General features: G+C 56.0%; 9 protein-coding genes and 1 pseudogene. 8 read left to right on the top strand and 2 right to left on the bottom strand.

The features are described from left to right. Positions 1-1651 precede the first annotated feature (1651 nt). Positions 1652-2353 (bottom strand): helix-turn-helix domain-containing protein, encoded by a 702-nt coding sequence (locus NL116_RS30545; protein WP_494375286.1) that lies wholly within the window; start codon positions 2351-2353, stop codon positions 1652-1654. Positions 2354-2661: 308 nt separating this feature from the next. Between NL116_RS30545 and NL116_RS30550 the strand changes: the two genes are divergently transcribed. The 7 genes from NL116_RS30550 (at position 2662) to NL116_RS30580 (ending at position 11565) form a co-directional block, all read left to right on the top strand. Further along, positions 2662-4068, top strand: a complete 1407-nt coding sequence (locus tag NL116_RS30550; protein ID WP_494375287.1) for an S-type pyocin domain-containing protein — start codon at positions 2662-2664, stop codon at positions 4066-4068. Between the two features lie 7 nt (positions 4069-4075). Beyond that, positions 4076-4327, top strand: a complete 252-nt coding sequence (locus tag NL116_RS30555; RefSeq protein ID WP_494375288.1) for a bacteriocin immunity protein — start codon at positions 4076-4078, stop codon at positions 4325-4327. Between the two features lie 1384 nt (positions 4328-5711). Beyond that, positions 5712-5969, top strand: a complete 258-nt coding sequence (locus NL116_RS30560; protein ID WP_494375289.1) for a hypothetical protein — start codon at positions 5712-5714, stop codon at positions 5967-5969. A gap of 1154 nt (positions 5970-7123) precedes the next feature. Further along, entirely contained in the window at positions 7124-8329 is a 1206-nt protein-coding gene (locus NL116_RS30565) for a nucleotidyltransferase domain-containing protein (protein WP_494375290.1), read from the top strand. After that, a complete protein-coding gene (locus tag NL116_RS30570) occupies positions 8326-10044 on the top strand; it encodes a ThiF family adenylyltransferase (RefSeq protein WP_494375291.1) in 1719 nt (572 codons plus the stop codon). Before NL116_RS30565 ends, NL116_RS30570 begins: the two co-directional genes overlap by 4 nt. Next, positions 10034-10489 carry a Mov34/MPN/PAD-1 family protein gene (locus NL116_RS30575; protein ID WP_494375292.1) on the top strand — a complete coding sequence of 152 codons (456 nt, stop codon included), beginning with the start codon at positions 10034-10036 and terminating at the stop codon, positions 10487-10489. The genes NL116_RS30570 and NL116_RS30575 overlap by 11 nt, the downstream gene beginning before the upstream one ends. An 8-nt stretch (positions 10490-10497) precedes the next feature. Continuing rightward, on the top strand, positions 10498-11565 hold the full coding sequence (locus tag NL116_RS30580; RefSeq protein WP_494375293.1) for an SAVED domain-containing protein: 1068 nt from the start codon (positions 10498-10500) through the stop codon (positions 11563-11565). Positions 11566-12007: 442 nt separating this feature from the next. Here the strand turns inward: NL116_RS30580 and NL116_RS30585 are convergent, their stop codons facing one another. Next, a complete protein-coding gene (locus tag NL116_RS30585; RefSeq protein ID WP_494375294.1) occupies positions 12008-12469 on the bottom strand; it encodes a carboxypeptidase regulatory-like domain-containing protein in 462 nt (153 codons plus the stop codon). A 244-nt stretch (positions 12470-12713) separates the two neighbouring features. Between NL116_RS30585 and NL116_RS30590 the strand changes: the two are divergent. Further along, a pseudogene (locus tag NL116_RS30590) lies at positions 12714-12884 on the top strand (PDDEXK nuclease domain-containing protein); the annotation flags it as partial. Positions 12885-12943 lie beyond the last annotated feature (59 nt).

The raw sequence follows: 12943 nt of genomic DNA on the forward strand, positions 1-12943 counted from the left end.
GCGTTCTCATCCGCCAGGCGGATCGAGACGAGGCCTGTGAACACTGAGCCCCTCGAGAAGCCTCGACATCCGCGCCCTCGATATCGGGTACTCGCCAGCCAGTGCCGCAGCAACGACCGCCCGGCCTCTCCGTCGTGGGAGCAGAACCACCGACACCATTTATGGAGTACTCACCTGGTTGCACGCCGATGTGCGGCATTGACACGGCGTTGGCGATTGTTCGCCAGCGCCCCGCCATTACGGGAGAGGCCTCAACAGCTCGATTGTTAATTGTGCTGAAAAAACGACATAACCAATCTTAACAGCCAAGCACCTGCCAACCGACTGACCAGAACCAGCAAAACCGGGGTGTTCAGCGAAAAACAGGCACAGATGCCATGTGTTAATTGCGATGTAAAAATCGACGTTGGTTAACAATTGCGACGTCCCCACTTAACACGACTTTTTCCGCGTGGAGAGACCTTTGTGCCATCGCTAGGGCCTACTCTCGCGCATGACCGCGGAACAGCGCCGAGCTAGGGACCGGCCGCCTGGTGCAACGGAATACAGATTCGCCCCAAGCCCTGCCCGGTACCGCCACCCCGCGTCATGAAAACGGTGTTAGCCCGAGCCCAAATCATGGAGTGCTCACCGCGGTACACACCCGGGGCCCGCTCCGATCTGCGCCAGCAATGGGACCGTACACCCGCGTGTGGAAACGCCATTTACAGCGCAATGGTTAATACCCCCCGCTTTTGACATTAACTTTAATTAGCAGCTTCCGGTCGTTGTGCCCGGCTTCACGCCTAGCAAAATCAAAGGCTTGGGCGAAAAAAGGCACCGTTGCGGGGGTGTTAATCACGATGAAAAAATCGACGTTGATTAACTTTTGCGTGTACCGACTTAACCGCCCATATTTTTCGGGACGAAGCGGCATGCCCTGACTTACACTGGGCGCCATAGTGAGCAAGGGTGAGGAAGTCGATCCGGGCTTGTTGTTGGCTCACTAGGCACCCTGGACCTCGGAACAACTCACGTCGAATCAAAGCCGCACCCGCCTCGCGCTGATGCGGCTTTGTCGTTTGTGGGCGCCAACAACGCGCTCAGTACCAGGCCGTCCATGCCTTCCCACATGACAGCGCCCGTTATCCTGCCTTACACTGGCGCCGAGCAGATGCCCGGATTTGTGATTCGGGGAACGTTTGCTTATGTGCAAATTGCCCTGAATAGTGATCAGGGAAACGTTTGCACATGTGCGTGAGCCCATGCCCGGATTTGTGATCCGGGGAACATCGGCTCATGTGCGGACGCCCGGATTTGTGATCCGGGGAACTTCCGCTCTCTGAGGCAATGCTTGGTTCTTGTGGAAGCCCTGATTTGTGATCAGGGGACACTTCACAGGAATCGAGCATTGCCTTTTCTTTTGGGCGGTCGTCAGGTCGTTGTGCCGCAATCCGTTGCACGCCACCTCTTCCCCCTTGTAGGCCAGAGCCTACCCCGCCCCCTCGCCATCAGTTCAACCACCGCCTCCCCCCTCAGACCGCCGCGGGCGATAGGCCGGTCATGACATTGGAAAAGCGCAATGTTGTCGCTATTCACCGTGGGCGCATGGACAACTTCTTACGCCATGGCCCAGCTCAGGTGAAGGCCGCTCAATCGGTTTCCGTCGGCGTTACCCTTCCAGTAACGAGCGCACCCGCTGCGCGAGGACGTCAGGCGCCGGAGCGAGGGTTTCAGGCGCGAGCCGACCGTCTGCCGATACTGGCGCTGGAATGAACCTCTGCAATTGGGTGTGCAGCGCTCGAATCACGCGTTCCAGCGTCGCGCCACCGCGCATGCCATCGAAGTCCACGGCGTGGCGCTTGACCTCATCGAGGGCGCTGGCCAGCTCGACGGTATGGGCGCCCAGCTCGTGCAACAAGACGCGATCGAGGCTCAGTCCTTCAATCTGCAGGGCGTTGCGTGCGGCCAGCACCTGGACGAAATGCTCGAAGTCCTGAGTGAGGGACGCGCTCACGATGCCGCGCACTACCGCCTGATTGCCCTCTGCCGGTTGCGCCAGAACATTGTCGTGCCCGCCCAATAGGTAATCGGTGGTAACGCCATAGAACCGAGCCATCAACCGCAGATTGGTGAAGCTGGGGAACCGGCAACCGTTCTCGTACAAGCTGATTTGGGTGACACCGCGATGATTGAGCACCGCCGCGACGGTACTTGCCAAATGCCCTGACAGCGTACGAGCTCGCCGCAGCCTGCTGCCCAGTAGTGTCATCAGTTGCTGGTTTTCAACGCGTTGGCGCTCTCGTGCCACCGCATCGCCACGCGCTTTTCTCGACCGACTCGAAAGCCGCGGCGCGACGGCGGCGTGCTCCATTCCCGTCGCCTGGCATCTGCCTGCTACCGTCTCACTATCCCCGTACATATTCGGCTGTACCCCTTGTTCTTCATGGCTTTCGATTCACATCGTCGTGTTCTCCCGAACCATTATCACCAGCGCAATTGGGCGGCGCCAACTCGCCATTCCGCTGGTGACGATAGTGATACGGCTCCGTCTCCGCACCACACTGAGCGCCTAAGACCTGATTGAACCGAGCGGCGTGGACAAATGCGGCAAAACTATTTATCGCCCGGCGCGCGCCATGCTCTCCAAAATGCTCCAAGGACTTAACCAAAGGGAATGCCATGCGCTTGATAAGGAATGCCGACAGAGGCCTAGAACAGACCGAGAGCTCCGACACGGCCGTACGGCTGGTGACAGACGCGCTGATGCGCGGTCGCCACAACATCGAGGGTCTCGATAAATTTGGCCACCACTCCCGCATCACCAGTGACAGCGATATCGTCGAGGCCGTCCGCAAGGGGGACTTGCTGGTGATAAAGAAAAGCTTCGCCAGCTCAAGTGGTGGCTTCATGGCCAGAGCAGCACCAGAGCTGGAGTCCGTCTACATCCCGCCCAAAGATCCCTGGCCACAGGACAAACAGCGGGACGACCAAGTCTTTGCCAAGTGCTGCATACCCGAAAAAAGGGGCAGCACGAGCGAAGGACGTGACCCCGCCCCCGCCTCGGACTTTGGGAAGGTCATGTTGGCGGGCGTTATGGCCGTCCCCTCGTCGACGCATGCGGGCGCCATCGCTCGGGGCTTCGATACGATGCTGGGCAGGATGGCCGGTGGCGGCATCCTGCAACAGCGATTCACCTGGGCACTACGCGGGAACCCGGTTGGCATGTTCGTCATGGGCATGCTTCCGACCCAGATGGGGGACGGCACGCTCTACACCGACGACCAGCTACGCAAGATGACTCAAGTGCCCACTCGCGTGCGCTTCCAGTTCCGCCGCGATGCCGAGGGCGTGCTACAGGTGTACGGCATCCACACTGGGCCAGAGGGTGACGATACCGTTCGCACCGTGCAGGCCAAGTGGAACGCTGACAACACCGCCATCGAAGCCGACATGAACGGCGCGACTATCCTCTGGACGCCGAAGCGGGGCTTGGACCTGCCGGACATGGTTCACCCCGAGCACAGTGACACCCGTCGGGCTGAAATCTACGTCCACCCCATCGCCGAGAACACTGACTCGCAGATAGACGGCTACCCGGCTGGCGATGACATCGAGACCGACGACTTCATTCTGGTGTTCCCGGCAGACACCGGCCTAAGGTCGCTGTACCTGGTGTTTTCGAAGGCTGGCCCACGCTACGGCCCCGGCACCGTGACAGGTATCGGCGAGGACGTGACTGGCATCTGGCTTGCTGGCGCGGGATCTGGGTTAGGGGCGCCGATACCGACACGCATTGCGGACGCGCTTCGGGCGCGTGAGTTCTCCAGTTTCGACGCGTTTCGGAAAGCTTTTTGGAATGCAGTGCGGGATGATCCGGCTTTGTTAGATCAGTTCAACCAGGATGCTCAAGACCGTTTGAGGTCAGGCAATGCCCCTGCTGTTCGTGACAAAGAGGCAGTAGGGACACGGGGCGTATTCGAGATTCATCACGTGGAACTCATCAAAGACGGTGGCGCGGTTTATGACGTAGACAATCTGCGGGTGAACACCCCGAAGAACCATATCAACCAACATAGAAAACCGTGAGCAGACCATGGCCAACATTACCGATTACACCGAAGCGAACTTCATCAGCTTCATTCATAAGATCCGCGCTGCCAACAAGAGCGGATCGGATGATGAACTTGGGGCACTTCTGGCCCAATTCAGGGAACTAGCAGGCCACCCTGATGGTACGGATCTGATTTTCTATCCGGAGCCGGGCGAGGACAATTCAGCCGAAGGCGTTGCACGGACTGTAAAGACATGGAGAGCGAGCCAGGGGTTGCCGGGGTTCAAGCGATAAGTAGTGAGCGACCCTGACGGATCGCATGCCGCTGGTTCTTCGATTTGAAATCGGGAAACCCCGGTGGCCACGTCGGATGTGAAATCCGACTTCATCAGCGGCATGGACTGCTTCCGTTTCAAACAGACGCAGTGCCGCGCACCAGGTGCGCAGTGGCATCCAAGAAGGTGCGCACCCCGTTGGCCAGGTATCCATCAAGCCGGTATCCACGCTGGTATCCACAAAATCCGAGGCCGCTACAGTTGACCAGGTGAATAGGCCCGCACAGTTAGTGCCCATCCCTGAAAACCTGTTACGGCGCATGGAAGCTATCTAGTTCGAGCCGAGGCCAACCGCCGCGCCGAGCAAGCCGAAGCACAGAAAACAGCACTGCCGTCGCGCCGCCAGCCATTTCCGTCGAACTGGAGCAATGGACGGGAAAAGCGTTAAGTGTCGCTAACCCCATGAAGGGTACGGGAAACTTGTGTTTGAGGTTGCGGTGCGCGCCACACGGACGCGGTAAACAAAACCGAATAAAACAGCGTGGTACACAATAAAAGGGCCGTTCACTTGGTCTAGTTGCCATGCCGAGGTTGCCAGCGTGGTTGCCACGGTTTGCGCACCCCAGTCGACTCGGGTTCGCTCCTACAGAGAAGTGTTTCCTGCTGGTGCGCACCGGTTACCAGATGGCTGTTTACCAAGGTTCGGCCATCACTGCCTGAGGGGCGCACCACCGAACATCGACCGCCGCCTTGGTACGCAAAACGCTGGTACGCAACCTGGTACGCAAGGAAAGTGCGCACCGCCCCAGTTTCCACAACCGAGGTTTCCACTGAGGTTTCCAGCGGTTAAGCGCTGCCTGAGCTATACCAGCATGCCCACCGAGCTGGCGGCGATAAAGAACAGCAGTACGATACATAGCGCCAATACCGGATGTTCCTCAAGGAACTTATCCACTCCACCTCCTCACAACACAGGCAAGGCAGACGGTCAGCGTCCAGCCAATGACAGAGGATAGCTCCGTGAGGCTCAGAGGCTTGTCAGAGCGACGACAGGTAGGTCTACCAATATCGCCATAATTCCAGGCCGATTATGGGGACTGTTCCGCACCTGAGACGTTCCAACTGCATGATGTGTTCCGCACCTGAGACGCCCATCTACCGGGCACTTCGAGCAATCAGCTGGCAGTCAAAAATAAACATTCGCCGACGCTGGACAGCCCCTCGGAATGCCCTAACCTCCTGCATAGGGAAGCCCCGGCCAGCATGCAGGAATGCTCTGCAGTTGGTGCGCTGTCGTTAGCCATCTCAGTCCCCCGGCTTACAACTGAGTGCCCCAAGCTGACGACAGGGCGCGACCTACTTTCCTTCCATGCCACCTTTCCCGAACATCAGGGAGTCCAGTCATGAGCAATCTGATGTTGATCGCGGGACTACTCGACCGACTGAACCAAAACCAACTGGCATTGAGCGGCGCAATGAAGGAACTGAGTGGCCATGTTGAACGACTGAGTCCCAGCTCCGTATCCGGCAACGTTCGTCGGACACTTGAGACACTGGACAATAATCTGTTCTTTATTCGCGCAGCCATCGCGGACCTGGTGACAGCCGGCGCGCTTGATGACGCGCGCAATGAAAGTGAATCCGAATCACGCAAGGCGTAATGGTGAATGACTCGTGTCGTCCGAGGTTCTCCGATTTGAAATCGGGAAACCACCGCATGCCAATGAACTACGGATATGTCAAACCAAAGCATGGAGGCCCACTAGAATCACGCCGCGCGGCTTGATGCTGTCAAAGGTCCGATCTCATGAAATGGGTAATTGCTCTGTTGGGAATGATGCTCCTCGCATCCGTGTGGTGCTTAGCAGCGGGGATCGTTCGGTCGCGTCGGAACCATTCCTGCTATGAAGTGCGCGCCCCTTACCCTGGCGAAAAGGAAACGCCACTTTCAGTCCCTGCAATAGATCAGGTGCTAATCGTTAATACCGCAAACGCTCTGAACGATTGGCTACCGTGCCCCTTTACCAGACAAGCCTTGCTGAGCTGGGTGGAGGCATCGATGTCCATGTGGGCTCTGACACGACTGCTCAACCCAGAGTTAACCGATGAATTTGTATTGCACATGTCTCGCATGCAGTACAGGGACTGGATCGAAGAAGCGGAAAATCTCGATCTAGCCTAGCGCTGTCAAGCCAGTGGGCGCATCGATTCAGCTTCAGCGTATTACTCCGATTTGAAATCGGGGAATTCACGAAGGTACCGCCGTTTCAAAGGGAGCAACCGACCGGCATCCGCCCGCATCTGGTCATGCCCTACTGTTTCTTCATGCCCTGAAATCCGGGTATGTAGAACGGGATCGGCCAATAGGTCCTTCAGATGAGTTCGGGCAACGGCCATCAGCGTAAATAAGACGATCAAAAAACGATCAAAAAAACCCCGGTAGTGGGCACGGTGTATGCCTGTATGTATGCCTAAAGCCTTTAAAGCACTACAGGCACCGGCTTATATGATTAATTCGATTCCCTTCACCTCCACGGAGCCGCTCCGGACAGAAATCCCCGAATCCGCACGTACGATTATGCGTAAAAGCGAGGTAGATACTTGAAATTTTCAGGCGACAGGGGCACCGACGGACTACGTAAAAGTGAGCCTCCGTCGCGAGACGGTCAAAGTTACTAGCGTTGGTGCCTCAGCATTTTGGGGATCACTCAACCAAGAACTTGGCTTTCGTTAAGCTGGACAACTATGCAACTGCGCGCTTCTAATCGCTGAAATTTAATTTTAGAACACAGACCAAACCAGAGAGGATTGATAGTTGCCAACAAAAACCGCCGAAGATTATCTCGCCGCACTTGCGGACGAGCTTGCAATTAGTGAATCACGATACGAGCAGGCGCGCCGTAGCTATGCGTCACTTGGTGACTGGCTCCACCGTCCGGAGTCCACTGTCGTTCAGTACGATCCGCAGGTTTACGTGCAAGGATCCTTTCGACTGGGAACGGCGATTCGCCCTTTGAACGATGAGGAGGAATACGACGTCGACTCAGTCTGTTTGCTTAGAACCCTCGGAACGAAGGACCTTACTCAGAGCCAACTGAAAAAGTTGGTTGGCGACGAGATAAAAGCTTACCGCAACGCTCAGAACATGATTAAGCCCGTTCGCGAAGGGCGCCGATGCTGGGTCCTGGACTATGCGGATGGTGCTCAGTTCCATATGGATATAGTCCCCTCTATCCCGAACGCCGCCCGCCAGCGCAAGTTGCTTGAGGCTCGTGGGTTGGACTTGAAATGGTCTGAGACCGCAATGGTTATCACAGACATCAAGTCGCCTGCATATAGGGTGCTCTCGGATGATTGGCAGCGTTCGAACCCAAAAGGGTATTTCGAGTGGTTCAGACAGCGAATGGGCGACCTTTTCGAACGGCGGAGGCGGGCGCTGGCGGAATCCATCAAAGCTAGCGTAGAGGATATTCCGGACTACAAAGTTCGGACGCCTCTTCAGTCTGCCATCATGATATTGAAGCGCCACCGTGACGGTATGTTTGAAGGGCGGTATGACGAGCGACCCATTTCGATCATCATCACCACGCTTTCCGCTCATGCTTACAACGGCGAAGAAAAAATCGCCGATGCTCTCTACTCAATCCTTTCGCGAATGGACCAGTTCGTCGAGCATGATGGGCACCATTGCATCATTCGTAATCCTTCCGACCCCCTCGAAAATTTTGCAGATAAGTGGCCTGAGCATCCTGAACGAGAAGCTGCATTCTTTGAGTGGTTGCAGCAGGCCCGGCAGGACTTCGAAACTCTTGCGGGCCAGGTCGAGAGGCGTCGCTTGATCGAAAGCATCCAGCCTCGCATGGGCGCAGTGGCGGACAGAGCTGCCGTACGTCTCGGGCCACCTCCAGGAACCATGCTACATCCCGCTACGGCCGCGGCCGCTGTCGGTGCAGCCGCCGCTAGTACTCCGGTTTTCCCAAACACTCCACGGGAGCCAACTTCGCCTAGGGGGTTTGCTTGATTTGGTGGGCGGAGCAGCCTGGTCGTGCGCAGTCCGAGCGTGCCGCCGTCTCGGACTTGGCAGATCAGAACCCATGGCTCGTGACCATAACATGGAGGTTTGCGACCAACTTACAGATCGCTGCTGACTTCGATCTGCAAGTCGGTGAGCGGATTATTCCGCTGACACTTACCTACCCCGAGTTTTTTCCGGATACAACTCCTTCGGTTGTTCCTCGGGATGGCGTTCTCTTGTCGGGCCATCAATACGGTGTATCTGGTGAGCTTTGTTTGCAGTACCGTCCCGACAATTGGACGCCAGAAGTCACAGGCGCCATGCTTATTGAAAGTGCTTATCGCTTGCTGTCATCGGAACAGGAAACCGGTGAACCTGCACTATCAGAGCACCGAACCCTTCCGGCTCAGCGAGCGAGAAGCGCAGTGTTTCGCTTCCTCTACTCGCGGAACGTATTGGCCGGTTTGTTGATGGTCGAAGTGGGGCGCGTGGTAGACGCTGAAATGCAGGAGCACTATTTCGCCGGTTTTTGTGCGGCCCAGCTTGCGCGCATTGGTCCTTCAGACGCGTCTATATGGGTCGAACCGAATAGGCGCGGTTACGGAGCTAGCTCGTTAGCGGGCAAGGTGGTCCGTTTGCCTGAAGGCGCGTCAGCCGAGTGTCGAACGCTTGATGATCTGGTTGCGCTCCTTGAGCGTCACGGCTTCGAATCTTTGGTCCCCGAGCTATTGCTAGCTTCTAGCACTATAGGGGTCATCATCTTTAATGGCGCGAGTATCTTGGTCCCGATGGTCTTCGGTGAGGCCGGATCCCGGAAGCTTATCAACTATGACCTGGTCTTTGCTGAACTTGATGGCGAGCGCCTCGATCCTGAGTACGCTCGGCTCAAAGCAGCGAAAGTCGCAGTGGTCGGCTGTGGTTCCGTCGGATCTAAAGTCGCTGTGCAACTTGCTCGATCGGGTGTCGGCCGGTTTGTACTCGTAGATGGAGACGTGCTTGCCTCAGGCAACCTAGTCCGAAACGAACTCGACTGGCGGGCAGTTGGAATGCATAAGTCGCAGGCTCTGACAGCCCGGCTTCAGGAAGTCAGCACTGATTGCGAAGTTCTCAGTCGCACTACAGTCTTGGGAGGGCAGGAGAGTGGCGGAGCAACTTCTGCGACGATGGGGCTCATCGCGGACTGTGATTTGATCATAGATGCCACCGCCGATCCGGCGGTCTTCAATCTATGCGCGTCCATTGCACGTAGGGCGAAGAAACATATGTGCTGGGCACAAGTATTCGGTGGCGGCGCTGGTGGAATTGTCGTTCGTCTACGGCCCGGGATAGATCCGACTCCTCTCGCAGCCCGACAGCGGATCGAGGCCTGGTATGCGGAGCAGGGTGTCGCGTGGCCTGATGATGGCGCATCACAGCCTTACTCGGAGATTGACGGTGCAGGTGTACCGTTGATAGCTGATGACGCAGATGTTTCCGTTATTGCAGCACATTTGTCTCGCTTCGCCATTGACCTTCTTGCCCGCCCCGACTCGACGATTTTCCCTTCTTCCGCCTACCTCATCGGAATGGCAGAGAGGTGGGTATTCAGCGCTCCCTTCGACGTGAGACCAATCGACCTCGGGGCATGCGATGGGTGGGACACAGAAGCGCAGACAGGTGATTCCGAGGCTTTCAAGCAATTGCTAGCCGATCTGCTACCCGGAGCAAGCGATGCAGGTTGAGATCGCGGATAACGTCAAAGACAAGTTGCGTAGGGCGCTCAGAGCCGCTGGTAGCCGAGAAATTGGTGGTGTGCTCATGGGAGAGCAAATCGCGCCTGGGCATTTTCGGGTCGTCGACTTGTCGATTGATAGTCAGACTGGCGGGCGGGCTCATTTTGTCCGCAGTTCAGAGGCCCATACCGAAGCTCTAAGCGCCTTCTTCCGCGAGACGGGCCATCAATATAATCGATTCAACTATTTGGGAGAGTGGCACTCCCACCCTCGGTTTTCGGTAATGCCAAGCACCGAGGACGTTGCCTCAATGATGGATTTGGTTCAAGGGGAGCGGGGAATCGAGTTCGCTGTATTGCTGATCACCAGGTTGGACTGGTGGCGCAGAATTTCCTGCTCCTGCACCCTTTTTTGCCAAAGCGAAAACCCTTCGTCAGTTGATATTTTGGAGTAATAACGGTGATGAACTATTTCTTGCGGTCATTAATTGACTGGATCTTCAGGCGACGATCAGCGGGTGTAACACTGGTAAAAATTGGGGTACCACTCTTTGGGTTTGTTCTTATAGGGCTCACGGTCGGTGTAACTATACCCACATCCAGTGGGCCCTTTATTTTCAGTTGGGATTCGGCTGGCAGTACTGGCGCGCTAAGTTGGGGAGTGTTCGTCATCGCAAGCTTCATTGTCTTATTGGGGTTCTTCCTGATCATTCGCGACATCCGCCAGGAGAGTCGCAAGAAAGCCATTGTCATTGAGGCGAGAGGGTTGAGAGATTGGCAGGGGCAGCCATTGGCATCGGCAGCTCCTTCCTCAATACCAGGGCGGCGCGAACAGGTGGTAATCGATCTAAGGCAAGGGATAGTAGATGGCCAAATCGTCAGCCCTGATGCGGCGGTACGCCGCCTTGCTAGTCTGCCCGATGATATCGCCCGACGTTGTGATGGGTTGGACAGGTCGGATATCTCCTTCGTGCTCGGTGGGCTCGCTCCGGTACCATTTCTTTTTCTACTCGGCGTGATTGTCGATGATGAGTCCAGAACGCTCATCATGGACTGGGATCGGACACAGCATGCGTGGCGCGCGCTTGCAGATGAAGATGATGGAAAACGTTTCATTGTTACAGGGCTGGATGCTGCCAACGCGGCGGTGAAGCGAGTGGCGCTTTGCGTATCTGCTTCATACGATGTCCTTGAGGCTGATGTACGTATTGTTGAAACTGACGCTCCAATCATCAAATTGCAGTTGGAAGGGCGCAACACCAGTTCGCACTGGTCCGAGACGAAGCAACAGCAGCTCGCGCAGCAATTCCTAGATACTGTTATGTCTCTGGCTCAACAAGGTGTCACCGAAATCTCCCTGTTTCTGGCGGCACCCGCGAGTCTCACGCTACGATTGGGTACGCTTTACGACAAACGTAATCTTCCTCTTATCGAAGTTAACCAGTATGAGCAAAGCGATCCCAAACGATTCCCTTGGGCGGTTCGGATGCCTGTGGCGGGATTGGCACATGCTGAGTTGATACAACGATAAGGTTAAGGAACTCCCCCCGATAGATACGGCGCAAGCAGGCAATGCTGGAGGTGGTGACAGGTAGCTTTTTGGCTTGGGGACGATACCCTTATTGGCACAAGCAGTACTTTCTCGAGCGAAACCGAAACTAGACATAACCAAGCATTAGCTCTAGCCGATTCGAAGGCACTTTTCGTTTTGGGGGCCTTTTTGGGGGCCTAACAAACAAGCAACACCAGCAAAACCCTTTTAAACAGGCGCCCACAGAGAAAACTTCGATTCCGTCTCTGGCACCAAATACCGAAAACCCTGAATCGCAAGATTCAGGGTTTTTTTATGCCTGGGATTTGATGAGGCACGGCGTTCGCGCTCAGCGTTGCCTCTCCCTACTGAATTGGCGGCCACGTCAGACACCTACAAAAAACCGCTTCCTGCGGTTTTTTGTGTGATTGCATTTTTGAGGTTATGAACCCGCATATTGTTGGCCGGTCCAGTGAAGGTTCAGGTCACGGGCAGGGCCGTTTCCGATATCCACGGTATTGCGCCGTTCCTGGCCGTTACGTGTTGTGACTACCGTGTACTTTCCAGGTGGAAGCTGCACATACACCAAGGGTCCGGCCTGATCCAGGCTGAACACAGAATGACCTTGCGCGTTCTGCACGATCACACTCACGTCGGGCAGATATTCGTTCGCAGGGCCGGCTGAGAAACTCATGTGCAAGTTGTACCCATGAGATTGCTGAACGAAGCGTGCCTCATCCAGGCCAATGCCTCCTGACAAGTAGCTGATTCCATTCTGTTGTTCTGGCTGAATCTGCACACCGGCGGTGTCGACAGGTCCTGGAGGCGTTGCGAAAGCCATGGCAGGAAACATCAACACACCAACAGCAGCGATGGGCAACATCAATGAATGGACGTATTTCATGATGGCGACTCCCGGGTTCTGCAGAACCCTATCGTTACTCCTTTTAGATTTCTGAGGGGACACCCAAGTTCTATATCGATTAGTGCTGGGTCGCGCTGCGAATAGGACTACAGGATGTATCCCGCCAGGCATACCTTAAAGTGCTGTGAGCGGTCGATACGGCCCAAGTGCAAACCTGTTGGCAGATCGGGCGGCGTCTTGTCGAGTTCGAGCAGGAGGCGGCTCGTAGAGCTGGGTATGGGACCTGCTCAAATGCTTTGTCATCTTCGATCTCAAACGCGGACCAGAGGATGGCCCACTGTCGGCGTCATTCTTTGCGCACAGAAGGATTGAATCAGTGATGCGTTACTCCGCGCCAGAGGGCAATGAGCAACGGTTCGCCAGCAAGTACAAACGGGTCTCACCGAGTGAAGAGTAACTTCGTTTGGAGCTGGATCGGGAACAGGCGCTGCTCAATCGGAAGCGCCGATAAAA

This window comes from Pseudomonas sp. FBCC-B1667 (genome assembly GCF_059133255.1).